Origin of the sequence: Stenotrophomonas sp. SBJS02 (assembly GCF_020428325.2) — a bacterium.
Taxonomy (GTDB): Bacteria; Pseudomonadota; Gammaproteobacteria; order Xanthomonadales; family Xanthomonadaceae; genus Stenotrophomonas; species Stenotrophomonas africana.
On the sequence record NZ_CP109812.1, the window covers coordinates 521,114 to 535,953 of the forward strand.

General features: G+C 67.3%; 19 protein-coding genes. 10 read left to right on the forward strand and 9 right to left on the reverse strand.

Annotated features, from left to right (window positions below; translation table 11 throughout):
* Positions 1-85: 85 nt before the first annotated feature.
* Complete coding sequence (locus FQS62_RS02390; protein WP_012509930.1) at positions 86-334, reverse strand: DUF3297 family protein; 249 nt, start codon at positions 332-334, stop codon at positions 86-88.
* A 90-nt stretch (positions 335-424) separates the two neighbouring features.
* Between FQS62_RS02390 and FQS62_RS02395 the strand changes: the two genes are divergently transcribed.
* Positions 425-967, forward strand: coding sequence for a DUF6630 family protein (locus tag FQS62_RS02395; RefSeq protein ID WP_005407911.1), 543 nt, complete (start codon positions 425-427; stop codon positions 965-967).
* Between the two features lie 219 nt (positions 968-1,186).
* Here FQS62_RS02395 and FQS62_RS02400 read toward each other — a convergent pair whose 3' ends face one another.
* The 5 genes from FQS62_RS02400 to msrB form a co-directional block, all read right to left on the reverse strand.
* Entirely contained in the window at positions 1,187-1,462 is a 276-nt protein-coding gene (locus tag FQS62_RS02400; protein WP_099589381.1) for a DUF4031 domain-containing protein, read from the reverse strand.
* 13 nt (positions 1,463-1,475) lie between these two features.
* Positions 1,476-1,964, reverse strand: coding sequence for a hypothetical protein (locus FQS62_RS02405; protein ID WP_049443497.1), 489 nt, complete (start codon positions 1,962-1,964; stop codon positions 1,476-1,478).
* 93 nt (positions 1,965-2,057) lie between these two features.
* Positions 2,058-2,996, reverse strand: coding sequence for a flagellar motor protein MotB (motB, locus tag FQS62_RS02410; RefSeq protein ID WP_049398339.1), 939 nt, complete (start codon positions 2,994-2,996; stop codon positions 2,058-2,060).
* A 3-nt stretch (positions 2,997-2,999) separates the two neighbouring features.
* The gene (gene motA, locus FQS62_RS02415; RefSeq protein ID WP_005407915.1) at positions 3,000-3,854 is read right to left on the reverse strand and encodes a flagellar motor stator protein MotA; all 855 of its coding nucleotides are present in this window, start codon (positions 3,852-3,854) and stop codon (positions 3,000-3,002) included.
* Between the two features lie 91 nt (positions 3,855-3,945).
* Positions 3,946-4,413 carry a peptide-methionine (R)-S-oxide reductase MsrB gene (gene msrB, locus FQS62_RS02420; protein ID WP_005412124.1) on the reverse strand — a complete coding sequence of 156 codons (468 nt, stop codon included), beginning with the start codon at positions 4,411-4,413 and terminating at the stop codon, positions 3,946-3,948.
* 140 nt (positions 4,414-4,553) lie between these two features.
* Between msrB and FQS62_RS02425 the strand changes: the two genes are divergently transcribed.
* On the forward strand, positions 4,554-4,928 hold the full coding sequence (locus FQS62_RS02425; RefSeq protein WP_057501662.1) for a hypothetical protein: 375 nt from the start codon (positions 4,554-4,556) through the stop codon (positions 4,926-4,928).
* A 171-nt stretch (positions 4,929-5,099) separates the two neighbouring features.
* Positions 5,100-5,255, forward strand: a complete 156-nt coding sequence (locus FQS62_RS02430; protein WP_208044161.1) for a lana protein — start codon at positions 5,100-5,102, stop codon at positions 5,253-5,255.
* Positions 5,256-5,310: 55 nt separating this feature from the next.
* Here the strand turns inward: FQS62_RS02430 and FQS62_RS02435 are convergent, their stop codons facing one another.
* A complete protein-coding gene (locus FQS62_RS02435) occupies positions 5,311-5,790 on the reverse strand; it encodes an Lrp/AsnC ligand binding domain-containing protein (protein ID WP_019660918.1) in 480 nt (159 codons plus the stop codon).
* A 149-nt stretch (positions 5,791-5,939) separates the two neighbouring features.
* Here FQS62_RS02435 and FQS62_RS02440 point away from each other — a divergent pair, with 149 nt between their 5' ends.
* Positions 5,940-7,244, forward strand: a complete 1,305-nt coding sequence (locus FQS62_RS02440; protein WP_005412127.1) for a D-amino acid dehydrogenase — start codon at positions 5,940-5,942, stop codon at positions 7,242-7,244.
* A complete protein-coding gene (alr, locus tag FQS62_RS02445) occupies positions 7,223-8,290 on the forward strand; it encodes an alanine racemase (protein WP_049443492.1) in 1,068 nt (355 codons plus the stop codon). Before FQS62_RS02440 ends, alr begins: the two co-directional genes overlap by 22 nt.
* Before the next feature lie 283 nt (positions 8,291-8,573).
* Here alr and FQS62_RS02450 read toward each other — a convergent pair whose 3' ends face one another.
* Complete coding sequence (locus tag FQS62_RS02450; RefSeq protein ID WP_208044160.1) at positions 8,574-9,137, reverse strand: DUF3016 domain-containing protein; 564 nt, start codon at positions 9,135-9,137, stop codon at positions 8,574-8,576.
* Between the two features lie 244 nt (positions 9,138-9,381).
* Between FQS62_RS02450 and FQS62_RS02455 the strand changes: the two genes are divergently transcribed.
* Complete coding sequence (locus FQS62_RS02455; RefSeq protein WP_088480671.1) at positions 9,382-11,370, forward strand: hybrid sensor histidine kinase/response regulator; 1,989 nt, start codon at positions 9,382-9,384, stop codon at positions 11,368-11,370.
* A gap of 20 nt (positions 11,371-11,390) precedes the next feature.
* The gene (locus tag FQS62_RS02460) at positions 11,391-11,684 is read left to right on the forward strand and encodes a DUF3247 family protein (RefSeq protein WP_049445930.1); all 294 of its coding nucleotides are present in this window, start codon (positions 11,391-11,393) and stop codon (positions 11,682-11,684) included.
* Between the two features lie 70 nt (positions 11,685-11,754).
* Here FQS62_RS02460 and FQS62_RS02465 read toward each other — a convergent pair whose 3' ends face one another.
* The gene (locus FQS62_RS02465) at positions 11,755-12,018 is read right to left on the reverse strand and encodes a hypothetical protein (protein WP_005407925.1); all 264 of its coding nucleotides are present in this window, start codon (positions 12,016-12,018) and stop codon (positions 11,755-11,757) included.
* A gap of 156 nt (positions 12,019-12,174) precedes the next feature.
* Between FQS62_RS02465 and FQS62_RS02470 the strand changes: the two genes are divergently transcribed.
* The 3 genes from FQS62_RS02470 to FQS62_RS02480 are packed head-to-tail and all read left to right on the forward strand — an operon-like array spanning position 12,175 to position 14,617.
* Positions 12,175-13,239, forward strand: coding sequence for a class I SAM-dependent methyltransferase (locus FQS62_RS02470; RefSeq protein ID WP_049445928.1), 1,065 nt, complete (start codon positions 12,175-12,177; stop codon positions 13,237-13,239).
* On the forward strand, positions 13,236-13,937 hold the full coding sequence (locus FQS62_RS02475; protein ID WP_049445925.1) for a pseudouridine synthase: 702 nt from the start codon (positions 13,236-13,238) through the stop codon (positions 13,935-13,937). The genes FQS62_RS02470 and FQS62_RS02475 overlap by 4 nt, the downstream gene beginning before the upstream one ends.
* The gene (locus FQS62_RS02480; protein WP_049445923.1) at positions 13,934-14,617 is read left to right on the forward strand and encodes an HAD family hydrolase; all 684 of its coding nucleotides are present in this window, start codon (positions 13,934-13,936) and stop codon (positions 14,615-14,617) included. Before FQS62_RS02475 ends, FQS62_RS02480 begins: the two co-directional genes overlap by 4 nt.
* Positions 14,618-14,840 lie beyond the last annotated feature (223 nt).

The window sequence follows — 14,840 nt, forward strand, 5'->3', positions numbered from 1 at the left end:
GAGCCATGCTCGACTGCTCCTGCCCCAGGCGTCATGGACCCGGAACGGAAAGCAGTCGAGCATGGCTCGACTCTACAGAAGCCGGTTACTCCGGCTTCGTTTCCAGGAAATACGCCTCGACCTTGCCCTTGACCTTGATGGTCATCGGGTTGCCGCGACGGTCGCGGGCCTTGCCGGCCTGCACGCGGATCCAGCCTTCGCTGACCGAGTATTCCTCGACGTTGTCGCGCTCGACGTCGTTGAAACGCACGCCGACGCCGCGCTCCAGCGCCTGCGCATCATGGAAGGGGCTGGCCGGGTTGATCGCCAGATGGTCGGGAGGGGTATCGCTCATCGCTTCATTCACAGTGACGGCCACCAAGGCCGGCTTCAGCGGCACAGGATAAACCGTAGAATGCCCGCCTGCCCCAGAGGACGTTCCGCCATGCCTGACAACAGCGACTATTTCGACTTCGAGGAAGACATCCACGACTTCGACGAAGACGGCTTCGAGGCGCGGGTCTGGAACCTGCTGGTACTGATCAACCCGGGCGACGAAGAGCTGGCCCTGCAGCAGTTCAACCGCTGGCGCGAGCACCTGGCCGAGGACGGGCAGCCGCTGGAGGCTGACAGCGACTGGCTGCCGGCCCTGTTCACGGCCATCGCCTGGCAGTCCGGTTTCGAGGTGGAACGTGATGACCTGGAATCGCTGCAGTCGGCGGTGAACGAGCTGTCGGCGCGCTTCAACCTGCAGCTGGACTGGGGCGGCGACCTGGATGACGAGGACTTCGCCGAAGACCTGGACGGCGTGCAGCTGATGTCCACCGCCTTCGACCGCCTGCGCGAGCACAACTACACGCTGTGGAGCGTGGATGCCGGCAGCGACGGCTTCACCGGCGTGATGGCGCTGACCCGCGACGATGACGCGATGCTGGCGCTGTGCTCGCTGCTGAACGTGGAAATCCGGCTGGGTAGCGACCCGTTCTGAGCGACGGGCCGATCCGCCGGGCACGACCCGGCGGGGACGATCTGTTGGGCGCGGCCTGACAGGGTGATCCGCTGAGGACGACCCGACGGGGTAGAGTCGACTGTTAGTCGACTGCTTTCCCATCCGGCCGCGAGAACCCCGCGCTGCGCGCGATAGTCGACCAACAGTCGACTCTACCCTGTCGGTGCCGGTTGGTGTCCGGCGAACCCGCGACGTGGCCTACGGCCGGTACTGCGCCCTGGCGTTGGCAATCACCGCTTTGACCAGGTCACGGTCGGTGTGCCGGGAAATCGCCCGCGCACCGAGCGCTATTGCCTGTGCGCGCAGCTCGGCAGTGACGTCGTAGTGAGCACCGCTGGCCTTGTTCTGGAAGGCCCGCAGGGGAATGCCGAGCTGCGCCGCCATCGCGTGCAGCTCGGCCAGGGTGTCGGCCATCAGGTGCGCCCAGCGCTGTCCGCGCCAGGGATGCACCGCGTCATCGACGTAGACCGTCACCGCCGCGGCCGGTTCAGGCCTGCGGCTTGCTGTCGCTGTCAGCGGCTGGGGCGGCCTCGGCAGCGGCTTCTTCGGCCGCGTCGCCCTCGACGGCTTCGCCTTCTTCGCCTTCAGCAGCGTCTACGCCTTCGAACTCGGCAACCAGCTTGTCCAGGTATTCGTCAGCGGTCTGCTCGGATTCGGCCGCCAGGGTGTCCAGCAGCTTCTGCAGCAGTTCGGAGTACTCCAGGTTGACCTTGCGGCCTTCCTTCTCCTGCACGTTGGCCAGGTGCTTGAGCATGGCCAGCATCGGCACCGGGTTCTCGGCGTTGCCCATGGTCTGGCCGCCGATGGCCAGCAGCCACTCACGGCCCTGCAGGCCGATGGCCGCGACCACCTGGCCGTCTTCGTTGGTCAGCACGGCATGGTTCTGCACCTGCTGCTGGGCGTTCAGGCGGAGGAACGGGCGCTTGGCCTGCTGCTTCTTGCGCTTGTCGCGCTTGGCCTTGGAGGACTGGGACATGGGGTGGGTCACCTGAAAACGGAAAGACCGCCATTGTAGCGGGTGTGCCGGGTGATGCCCTTGGCAGGTGCGGACCAAGGTCGTACCCACCGTTTACTTTGCCGGCCCCTGTGCGGCCTGCACGTCCGGATCGGCGGCCGGCGCCGACAGTCCCACCTGCGGGCCGGCACCGGCCAGTGCAGCGGCCTCGGCAGCCTGGGTCATCACCACGATGCTGATGCGGCGGTTGATCGGGTTCTGCGGGTCGGCCTTGTCGAACAGCACCGACGAAGACAGGCCGACCACGCGGGTGATCTTGCTGTCCTCCAGCCCGCCGTCCACCAGTGCGCGCCGTGCGGCATTGGCACGGTCGGCGCTCAGTTCCCAGTTGCCGTAGCCGCGTGCGGCGGAATAGGCGGTGATGTCGGTGTGTCCGGTCAGGCTGATCCGGTTCGGCACGTGGTTCAGGTAGTTGGCCAGCTCGTGCAGGATCTGCTGCGTATACGGCTTCAGCGTGGCGCTGCCGAGGTCGAACATCGGCCGGTTCTGCTTGTCCACGATCTGGATGCGCAGGCCTTCCGGGGTCAGGTCCAGCAGCAGCTGGTCCTTGAAGGGCTCCAGTGCTTGGCTCTTGCTGATCGCCTCCTGCAGTTCCTTCATCAGTGCTTCCAGCTGCTGCTTGTCGCGCTGCTGCTGGTCCACCGGCTGCGGCACCGCTTCCTTCTGGTTCTGGAAGGGATCGTTGCTGCTGCCCCGCGAGATGTCGGTGGCACCGCCGAGTTTGATCATCGAGGTGCTGGCGCCGCCCGGGCCGGCCATGCCGGGCGCCGGTGTGGCGTTCTGCCCGCTCAGCGGGCTGGGGTTGCGGAAGTACTCGGAAATGGCCGCCCGGTCGTTCTTGTTGGTGGTGGCCATCAGCCACAGCACCAGGAAGAACGCCATCATCGCGGTCACGAAGTCGGCATAGGCCACCTTCCACGAACCGCCATGATGGGCGGCGTGGCCGGCCTTCTTTACCCGGCGAACGATGACGGTGGGCTTGGTCTCGGCCATGGCTTACTTGACCGTCTTCAGGTGCTGCTCGAAATCGGAGAAGGCCGGGCGCACGTTCGACGGCAGCGTCTTGCGGGCGAATTCCAGCGCGATCTTCGGGTTGTAGCCGCGCAGGCAGGCCAGCAGGGCGGTCTTCACCGATTCGTAGATGCGGCTGTCCTGCTCGGCGCGGGCCTCCATCGCGGCCGCCATCGGGCCGACGAAGCCGTAGCCCAGCAGAATGCCGAGGAAAGTACCGACCAGCGCGCCGGCCACGTGGCCACCGACCTCGACGATGTCGCCGCCGATCGAGCCCATGGTGATGACGATGCCCAGCACTGCGGCGACGATGCCGAAACCGGGCAGTCCGTCGGCGACCTTGGTCAGCACCTGCGACGGTGCCATGGCTTCGGCATGGTGCTTTTCCAGCTCCAGTTCCAGCAGCGGCTCCAGCTCATGCGGCTCGATGTTGCTGCCGATCATCAGGCGCAGGCAGTCGGTGATGAAGTCGATCAGGTGGTGGTCGGCCTGCACCTTGGGGTAGTTGCCGAACAGCGCGCTCTCGGCCGGGCGCTCGACGTGGTCTTCCAGCGCCATGAAGCCTTCGCGGCGGGCCTTGTTGAGCAGTTCATAGAGCAGGCTGAGGACGTCGATGTAGTCCTGCTGCTTGTAGCGCGGGCCCTTGAACACGCCGACCATGGCCTGCAGGGTCTGCTTGACCGTCTTGGCCGGGGTACCGACCAGGAAGGCGCCGAGCGCGGCGCCGCCGATGATGACCAGCTCGTAGGGCTGCCAGAGGGCACCCAGGCGGCCGTGGGCACCGAGATAGCCCCCGATCACGCTGATGATGACGACCAGGAATCCAACGATGATGAGCATGGGGCGACGCAAGGAGAGGGGATATCTCCTTGTCGGCCCGTCGCCCGATTTTCTGAAGAGGGAATTCTGTGAAATCGGTCAGCGGGGTGTCTCAGCCCGCTACGCCGCTTTCGGCGCCGCCACGCTGCAACGGGTCGGGCCAGGGCTCGCCATTGCCGGTGAACGAAAGTGAGACGGAGTTCAGGCAGTGGCGCTCGTAAGTGGGCGGCGGACCGTCCGGGAACACGTGGCCCAGGTGGCTGCCGCAGCGCGCGCAGGTGATCTCGGTGCGGACCATGCCGTGGCTGGTATCGCGGATCTCGCGCACGTGCGCCGGGTCGAAGGGGGCGAAGAAGCTGGGCCAGCCGGTGCCGGAATCGAACTTGGTGCTGGAGCGGAACAGCGGCAGTGCGCACAGACGGCAGCAATAGACGCCCTCGCGCTTGTTGTCGAGGAATACGCCGCAGAACGGCGCCTCGGTGCCGTGCTGCAGCAGCACGCGGCGTTCCTCGCTGCTGAGACCGGCAACCAGCGCCTCGGTCTGGGTGGCGGTGGGGGGCGTCAGGTCGAAGGCAGTCATGGCGGCGCTCCGTGGGGTCGATGGCCTGGGGATGCCGGAAAACGTGGGGATGCCGGCGCGCGCTTGCAAGTGTGATGGCCGTTCATGGGCGGCACACAGGTGCAGGCGCAAGGTGAATGCGATCCACGCCGGAGCGTGACATGAAACCGACCCTGTCCCTGTTGTTGATGGCCCTGTTGCCCACGCTGGCGTTGGCGCAGGTGCCCACCGCCGACCCGACCGCTACCCGCAGTGCCACCACCGTGGCACCGCAGCCGGTGGTGCCGCCACCGCAGGCCGCCCGCCCGCAGCCGCAGGTACTGCCGTCGCCGCAGCCGGCGCAGCCGATCAAGTCCACCGGCCCCGCCCGGATCGCGCCGGCGCCGGTACCGAAGCCGGCCGACAAGGTCTATGACCGCAATGGCCGCATCGTGCCGGGCGTGCGCCCGGCCGGCCCGAACCGCGTATTCGACTCGCGTACCGGCCGTTATTACGACAGCGTGCCGGCCGGTGACGGCCAGCAGATCAAGCGCTGACCACTGGTGCCAACCCGGGTGGGCAGCGACCGCACGCTGTGCGGACTGAACGCACGAAAACAGCCTCCTGGAGATCACTGCTTTTTCGCCTGCGATTAACCGTTCCGGGACCACCGTGGCCCTGCGTCGGCATTCCGCCGCCGCATCTCCTTCGTCCACTGGATCGCGATCATGAAAAACCAGCAGAGCCGTCATCCCGGCAAGGAAACGCAGGGCCGTAATCCGCAGCAACAGCAGCAGCAACAACAGCAGCAGATGGAGCCGCAGCAGCACAAGGGCGGCAAGCAGCAGGAACAGCGCTCGCAGAAGCATCCGCAGCAGCGCTGACGGACCCAGGGGTCGGATCCCGCGCAGCGGGCTCTGACCCCATCCTGCGAACGCCTCAATCCGGAATCGGCAGGCTCAGCGTTTCCTTCACCTCTTCCATCACGATGTAGCTCTTCGACTCACGTACATGCGGCAGCGTCAGCAAGGTGCTGCCGAGCAGCTTGCGGTAGGAGGCCATTTCACTGATCCGCGCCTTCAGCAGGTAATCGAAGTCGCCCGACACCAGGTGGCACTCCAGTACGTTGGGTAGCTTCAGCGCCGCGCGCCGGAACTCCTCGAAGATGTCGCCGGACTTGTAGGCCAGGCTGATCTCGACGAACACCAGCAGGCTGGCCTTCACCGCAGCCGGGTCGAGGTGGGCGTGGTAGCCGGTGATAACCCCTTCGCGCTCCAATCGACGCACGCGCTCGGTGCACGGCGTGGTCGACAGGCCGACCCGCTCGCCCAGCTCAGTAAAGGAGATACGGCCCTCGGCCTGCAGGATGCGCAGGATCTTGCGGTCGATCTTGTCCAGTTCGCGGATACGGGTGGCCATGGCCGTCAACCTTGGGGAATGAATTGCAGGAGAACATCCTGCCGGTTGATTTCAAAACAGGCAAATCAACTGGGAATGGCTGTCTATACTTCCCCAATTATGGTCCCGGCACGCTCCAGTGCAGGGAATGATCGGGTTGGAGAAGTCCCATGCGAGTCCTAGTTCTCGGCAGCGGCGTGATCGGCACCACCAGTGCCTGGTACCTGCGACAGGCCGGGTTTGAAGTCACGGTCATCGACCGCCAACCCGGACCGGCGCTGGAAACCAGCTTCGCCAATGCCGGCCAGCTGTCGTTCGGCTACACCTCGCCGTGGGCGGCCCCGGGCGTGCCGAAGAAGGCGATCGGCTGGCTGTTCGAGAAGCACGCACCGCTGGCGATCAAGCCGGGCATGGACCTGGCCCAGTACCGTTGGCTGTGGCAGATGCTGCGCAACTGTACCCATGAGCGCTACGCGATCAACAAGGCGCGCATGGTGCGCATGTCCGAGTACAGCCGCGACTGCCTGAACGAGCTGCGCGCGCAGATCGGCATCGAATTCGAAGGCCGCGACCTGGGCACCACCCAGCTGTTCCGCACCCAGCAGCAGCTGGATGCCTCGGCGCAGGACATCGAGATCCTGGCCCAGTACGGCGTGCCGTACGAGGTGCTGGACCGCGCCGGCATCATCCAGGCCGAACCGGCGCTGGCCCATGTCGATGGCCTGGTCGGCGCGCTGCGCCTGCCGCGTGACCAGACCGGCGACTGCCAGCTGTTCACCCGCCGCCTGGCGCAGATGTGCGTGGATGCTGGTGTCGAGTTCCGCTTCGACCAGGACATCACCGGCCTGGAGTTCGATGGCGACCGCATCACCGGCGTGCGCATCGACGGCAAGCTGGAAACCGCCGACCGCTTCGTGGTCGCGCTCGGCAGCTATTCGCCGGCGCTGGTCGCACCATTGGGCATGCGCCTGCCGGTGTACCCGCTGAAGGGCTATTCGCTGACCCTGCCGATCACGGATCCGGCGATGGCACCGACCTCGACCATCCTCGATGAAAGCTACAAGGTGGCGGTCACCCGTTTCGACGACCGCATCCGTGTCGGTGGCATGGCCGAAGTGGCCGGCTTCGACCTGTCGCTGTCGCAGCGCCGCCGTGAAACCCTGGAGCTGGTGGTCAGCGACCTCTACCCGAAGGGCGGTGACCTGTCGCGTGCGCAGTTCTGGACCGGCCTGCGCCCGGCCACGCCGGACGGTACGCCGGTGATCGGCGCCACGCCGTTCCGCAATCTGTACCTCAACACCGGCCACGGCACGCTGGGCTGGACCATGGCGTGCGGCTCGGGCCGCTACCTGGCCGACCTGATGAGCGCGCGCCAGCCGCAGATCAGCACCGAAGGCCTGGATATTTTCCGCTACGGCCAGTACGGTCACGCGCCGCAACAAGAGAACCGCACATGCGTCCTGCCCGCGCGCTGATCGATCTGGGCGCCCTGCGCAGCAATTACCGGCTCGCCCGTGAACTGGGCGGTGGCAAGGCCCTGGCGATCATCAAGGCCGACGCCTATGGGCATGGCGCGGTGCGCTGTGCGCAGGCGCTGGAAGGCGAGGCCGATGGTTTCGGCGTGGCCACCATCGAAGAGGCGCTGGAACTGCGCCAGGCCGGCATCCGTGCGCCGATCCTTCTGCTGGAAGGCATCTTCGAACCCAGCGACATGGCGCTGGTGGCCGAGCATGATTTCTGGTTCGCCGTTGGTTCGCCGTGGCAGCTGGAGGCCGTCGCCGCCTTCGACAGCCCGCGCCCGTTGACGGTGTGGCTGAAGCTGGACAGCGGCATGCATCGCCTCGGCCTGGACGTGGACAGCTTCCGTGCCGCGCATGCACGCCTGTCGGCGCTGCCGCAGGTCGAGCGCATCGTGCTGATGACCCACCTGGCGCGCGCTGACGAGCTGGACAGCGAACGCACCCACCAACAGGCGGCGACTTTCGCGCGGGCCATCGAGGGCCTGCACGGCGAGACCAGCGTGTGCAACTCGCCGGCGCTGCTGGGCTGGCCGGACGTGCGCAGTGACTGGGTGCGCCCGGGCCTGATGCTGTATGGCGCAAACCCGCTGCCGGACAACACAGCACTGACCGAGCGCCTGCGCCCGGTGATGACGATGCAGTCAAAGGTGATCGCCGAACGCTGGATCGAGGCGGGTGAGCCGGTGGGCTATGGCGCCCGCTTTGTGGCCAAGGCGCGCACCCGCGTGGGTGTGGTCGCACTCGGCTATGCCGACGGTTATCCGCAGTTCGCCCCGAATGGCACCCCGGTGCTGATCGACGGCCAGCCCGGTGCGCTGATCGGGCGCGTGTCGATGGACATGCTGACGGTGGACCTGACCGCGCATGCGCAGGCCGGCATCGGCAGCGTGGTGGAACTGTGGGGCAGCGCACCGACGCTGTCCGAGCTGGCGCCGCGCTGTGGCGTGAGCGCGTACCAGCTGCCGTGCGCGGTCAAGCGCGTGGCGAAGGTGTACGTGTAGCGCCGAGCCCACGCTCGGCTCCGGTCAGCGGCCGACCTTGGTCGGCACCGTGAATGCGTGTCGACCAAGGTCGACACCTACCGTCGGGCTTGGCACGCAGCGGTCGCCATGCGCGGCTCTGGTAGCGGCCGACCCTGGTCGGCGCCGTGTAATGCGTGTCGACCAAGGTCGACACCTACCGAGGGCTTGGCGCGCAGCGGTCGCCATGCGCGGCTCTGGTAGCAGCCGACCTTGGTCGGCACCGTGAATGCGTGTCGACCAAGGTCGACACCTACCGAGGGGCCTAACGCGCGGCGGTCGCCTGGCTGGCCAGCTGGCGCCTGACCCAGTCATCGATCAGGCGCTTCTCGTAGCGCAGCGGATCGCTGTCGCTCCTCAGCCCCAGGTTGTGCAGGTAACCGGTATCGCTGAGGCGCGCATCGCCCTCGCTGACGATACGGCCGCTGGCGTCCTTCAACGTGTACTGCAGGCTGATCCGCGGCGGGTAGATGTCGCGCATGATCCGGATGTCGCGGCCACGTGGGCCGTGCCACGGCTCGTAGTCACCGGCACGCTTGATGTCCACCAGGGTCACATCGAGGGTCTGCCCAGGCTGCAGCGGCTTGGCAGCGGTGGTCTGCAGGTAGCGGGCCAGCTGCTGTACCCAGTCACCGCGTTCGGCTTCGAAGCGGTTGGTGCTCTGGCGGATCTCGGTGAATTTGGCCGGATCCTCCCATTTCACGCTGACCGGGCCATCGGCCTGCAATGCGCGCGGCGCGTCCGCATCGGTCACGGTGCGCGGTGCAGCGCTGGCGCCGCCCGCCACCAGGGCGCCTGCCAGCAGGGCAATCGCGAGTGAGCGTTTCATGACGGTCTCCTGCGTCCCCGAGCTGGGGACGATGTTGATCACGGATCGAGTGTGATCCTGTGGCCGGACCGCCGCAATGGCCGATTGCGTCGCGCGCAAGGGTGGTTGCCGCCAATTCATCGACGTCAACCATGACTGATGTCGCTTGACGCTGTGAATACGCGCTTTGGAAGATGCTGTGCTTCCAATCCGGCCTGCATAGACGCCCTTGTCCACACTGCCGCCCCTAGTGGAGCGCCCGCCGATGATGGTGCCGGCGCCCGAACCCGACCTGCATCATGGCGTGCTTGAGCGCATCAACGCGGGTTTCTGCGTGATCCAGGTGCTGTTCGAGGGGGACCGCGCGGTGGATTACCGTTTCATCGAGGTCAACGATGCCTTCGAACGGCACACCGGCCTGAAGGACGCCTGCGGCCAGCGCATGAGCCTGCTGGAGCCGAATCACGAGGAAGACTGGTTCCGCATCTACGGCGAAGTCGCGCGCAGTGGCCGCCCCGCCCAGTTCGAGATGGAAGCGCGTGCGCTGGGCCGTTCGTTCGCGGTCGATGCGGTGCGCGTGGGCCGTCCGGGCGAGGACAAGGTCGGCATCCTGTTCTTCGACATCACCGCACGCAAGCAGATGGAAGTGGAGCTGGGCGAAAGCGAAGCCCGCTTCAGTGCGCTGGCCGACGGCCTGCCGATGCCGGTGTGGGTGCTCGACGAGCGCGGCCATGCGCGTTTCGTCAACAGCGCTTTCAGTGAGTTCTTCGGCGGTGACGAAACACGCGTGCCGGAAGATGTCTGGCGCGGCCTGGTGCATCCGGACGATGCATCGGTGTTCGAGTACGAACTGCAGGAAGCACTGAAGGCGCAGCGGTCGATGCATGCGCTGGTGCGGGCCCGGCGCGCCGATGGCGAATGGCGTTGGCTGGAAATGAACGCACGCCCGCGCTTCTCGCGGATGGGCCGCTTCATCGGCCTGGCCGGCAGCAGCCCGGACGTGACCGAACGCCGCGAGATCGAACTGGCCCGTGAGGAGTTGCTGCAGTCCGAGCGTGCCGCGCGCAGCGCCGCCGAGAACATGGCGCGGCTGAAGGACGAATTCCTGGCCACGCTGTCGCATGAGCTGCGTACGCCGCTGACCACCATCCTCGGCTGGAGCGAGTTGCTGCTGCAGCGCGTGGACAACACCAGCCCGCTGTACAAGGGCCTGAATGTGATCGCCAACAGCGCCGGTGCGCAGAAGCGGCTGATCTCGGACATGCTCGACCTCAGCAGCATGCTGCTGGGCAAGGTGCAGCTGGAGGTGGAGATACTGGACCTGCGCGACCTGCTGGGCGAAGCCATCGGCGCGCAGGAGCTGGTCGCCGAAGGCAAGGCACTGGACGTGAGCCTGCTGCTGCCCGAGCAGCCCTGCCTGGTGCTGGGCGATGCCACCCGTCTGCAGCAGGTGTTGTGGAACCTGCTGTCGAATGCAATCAAGTTCACCCCGGCCGAAGGCCGCATCGACCTGCAGCTGCAGGCCGACGGCAACCACTGGGTGATCACCGTGCGTGACACCGGCGACGGTATTGCGCCCGAATTCCTCAATCACCTGTTCAGCCGTTTCCGCCAGGCCGATGGCACCACCACCCGACGCCATGGCGGCCTGGGCCTGGGCCTGGCCATCGTGCAGCAGCTGGTCGAACTGCATGGCGGTACCGTCACCGCTGCCAGCGAGGGCCATGGCCACGGCGCCACCTTCACCGTACGCCTGCCGCAGCACATTCCCGATGCCGAACGGCGGCCACTGCGCGAAGTGATCAGCGGGCCGATCCTGGAGCCGGTGATCGTCGAGCCGTATCCGCTGCGTGGCATGCACGTGCTGGCGGTGGAAGACCAGCCGGAAGTGCTGGAGTACCTGCGGCGCATGCTGGAAGAGCAGGGCGCGAGCGTGTCGGCAGCCAGCTCGGCCGGTGAAGCGCTGGCGCTGCTGGCCGATACCGGGCATCTGCAGTACCACGTGATGCTGACCGACATCGGCATGCCGGGCATGGATGGCTATGGCCTGGTGCGCACGCTGCGCGAGGACATGGGCGTGGACGCGCTGACGCTGCCGGCGGTGGCCGTGACCGCACTGGCGCGTGCCGATGACCGGCGCCGAGCGCTGGCGTCTGGCTTCCAGGAGCACGTCGCCAAGCCCTATTCGGTGGCGCAGCTAGTGTCGGCCGTGCGCAAGGTACAGGTGCCGCGCGCCGACAGCGCGCTGCATTGAGCATTCACAGGAGGTCGCCGATGTCCCGTACAGCTCCCCGCATCCATACCGATCCGGCGCAGATCGCGCGCCTGGAAGCCCTGCTGCCGCAGCTGGAGGGCGAAACGCAGGTGCAGCTGACCCTGCACGATGGCCGCCGCCTGCTCGGCACCGTGGCGGTGAAACCGACCGTGCAGCAGTACCGCAACGAAGCCGGCGACGAAGGCAGCAACGGCCAGTTGCGCCTGGATGACTACGACACGCCGGTGCAACAGCATCATGTGTGGCTGGATGAAATCGCCAGCGTCGACCGCCTGCCACCCAGGGCGCCTTGATCGGATGTAGAGCCGAGCCCACGCTCGGCTGCGCCGTCGCCCGAGCGTGGGCTCGGGCGCTACCGGTGTGTCAATGCTCGAACAACGTCGGCGTCGCCTCGAACCGGCGCGCATAGGCGCGTTCTTCCGCCACCCGGGCCACTTCGTCATCGGCCAGATCCGGTGCGCCGTACACCGCATAGGCCACGCTGCCGTCGGCGCCATGACCGACCTGGTGCAGCCGGTAGCGTGAGTGGCCGCCGCCGGTGTCCTCGGGGTAATGCACGGGCGGATGGCTGCCTTCCAGGTCCATTTCACTGTTGTCGACCACGCCACCGACGAACAAGGCTCGCATGCAGGTTCTCCTGGGTTTCCGGGGGAGCCTCTACCCTGAACGTTCCAATGTTGCTGGCAGATCAAGGCCCCGTTCGGGTTTCGCAAAGCGGCTGCCGGGGCCGGCCCGGCCAAGCCGGTACAATGGACGGCCCTCACGCTTGAAGTACCCGCGCCGATGGCCTCCAGCGACGACGCCCCCCTGCAGACCCTGTTCCTGCCGTTCTCCCAAGGCGCCCTGCGCTGGCCGGAGGGCCCGGTGGCCTTCCTGCGTGCCCGCGACGGCTGGCCGCTGCGCGAAGCGGCCGGCAACCGCGAGGTGCACTGCGAGCAGAGCTTTGCCCCGTTCGCGCAGCCGCTGCAGCAGGCCGCCGGCTGGACCGTCAGCGGCCAGCTGGATGATGTGGCCGGCAAGGGCCGCTACCCGCTGGTGCTGGTGCTGCCGCCGCGCCAGCGTGAGGAAGCCCGCGCGCTGTTCGCCCGCGCGCTGGCGCTGGTCGCCGAGGGCGGCCGCATCGTTGCCTGCCAGTCCAACAACGAAGGGGCACGCTCGGGCGAGGGTGACCTCAAGCAGCTGACCGGCCTCGGCGGCAGCCTGACCAAGAACCACTGCCGCGTGTACTGGACCGCCCCGATGCAGGGCCAGCACGACGCCGACCTGGCCAAGCGCTGGTCGGCACTGGATGCGGTGCGGCCAATCGTCGGCGGCCGTTTCCTCAGCCGCCCGGGCGTGTTCGCCTGGGATCGCATCGACCCGGCGTCCGCGCTGTTGGCCGAGCACCTGCCGGCCGACCTGGCCGGGCGTGCTGCCGACCTCGGCGCGGGCTATGGCTACCTGTCGCGCGAGCTGCTGGAGCGTTGCCCGAAGATCACCGCGCTGGACCTGTACGAAGCCGAGCAGCGCGCGCTGGCCCTGGCCGAACTGAACCTGGCACCACCGCCGCGCCCGCTGCCGCTGCGCTTCCTGTGGCGCGACGTCACCGCCGGCATCGAGCCGGGCTACGACGTGATCATCAGCAATCCGCCGTTCCACACGCCGTCGCGCGCCGACCGTCCTGACATCGGCCAGCGCTTCATCGCCGTGGCCGCGCAGGCGCTGCGCCCGGGCGGACGCCTGTACGTAGTGGCCAACCGCCATCTGCCGTACGAGTACACGCTCAACGAGAGCTTTGGCGCGGTGCGCGTGGTCGCCGAGCGCGATGGCTTCAAGCTGGTGGAAGCGGTGAAGGGGAAGGGCAAGTGAAGCTGGTCAAGCTCATCGCCAACCTGGGCTACGGCAGCCGCAAGCAGGTGCAGTGGATGTTCCGCGAAGGCCGCGTCACCGACGCCGACGGCGAGGTGCTGTATGCCGACGACCAGGTGCCGCACGAGGCAATCCGGGTCGATGGCGAGCCGCTGGACCCGCCGGTGGGCCTGTCGATCGCGCTGCACAAGCCGGCCGGCTACACCTGTTCGACCAAGGACACCGGCCGCCTGATCTACGACCTGCTGCCGCCGCGCTTCCGCGACCGCGATCCGGTGCTGTCCACGGTGGGCCGCCTCGACCGCGAGACCAGTGGCCTGCTGCTGCTGACTGACGATGGCAGCCTGCTGCACCGGATCATCTCGCCGAAGTCGAAGCTGCCGAAAGTCTATGAGGTCGAGTTGAACGACGACCTGCGCGGCGACGAGGTAGCGCTGTTCGCCAGCGGTACGCTGATGCTGGAGTCCGAGAAGACGCCCCTGCTGCCGGCTGAACTGGAAGTGCTGGATGCGCGTCGCGCGCGCCTGGTGCTGCACGAAGGCCGCTACCATCAGGTACGCCGCATGTTCGCCGCCACCGGCAACCACGTGCAGGCCCTGCACCGCAGTCGTGTTGGCGGGCTGGACCTGCAGGGACTGGACGAGGGGCAATGGCGGCAGCTCACTTCCACCGACCTGGATACGCTGTTCGCTCCATGACCACCATCGCTGCGCTGCCGTTCCTCCCCGACGCCGTCATCTTCGACATGGACGGCCTGATGATCGACAGCGAGCGGGTCTCGCTGGCCTGCTGGAGCGAGGCCGCCGACGAATTCGGGTTGGGCCTGGACGAGGCGGTGTTCCTGCGCATGGTCGGCCTTGGTGACCGTGACACGCACGCGCTGCTGCGCGCGCAGGGCATCGAGGACAGCGTGATCGACGCAGTGGCGGCACGTTGCCATGAGCTGTACGAAGCACGCACGCAGACCGGTCTGCCGCTGCGGCCAGGCATCCTGGAGCTGCTGGAGCTGTTGAAGGCGCACGCGGTACCGCGTGCAGTGGCAACCACCACGCGGCAGCCGCGGGCCAACCGCAAGCTGGCCGCTGCCGGCCTGCTGCCGTATTTCGATGCGGTGATCACCAGTGGCGACGTGGCGCGGCCGAAACCGGCGCCGGACATCTACCTGCTGGCCGCGCAGCGGCTGGGCCAGGCCCCGGAACGCTGCCTGGCGCTGGAAGACTCACCGGCCGGTACGCGCGCGGCATTGGCCGCCGGCATGACCGTGATCCAGGTGCCGGACCTGGTGCATCCTGACGAAGAGCTGCGCGCACTGGGCCACCGCATCGTCGGCTCGCTGGTGGACGCGCACGCGCTGCTGCTGCCGCTGCTGCCGAGGTAACCGGTAGGTGCCGACCGCCCCTGACGGTGGGTGCCGACCGTTGGTCGGCACACCCTAATGCCCCGGTAGGTGCCAACCTTGGTTGGCACGCCCAATGCCCCGGTAGGTGCCAACCTTGGTTGGCACGCTTTTCTTTCAATGGAGTCGAGCAAGCTCGACTCTACGGGTGCCGACCGTTGGTCGGCACACCTGCCCCATCACACCCGCCCGAACACCAGCGCGG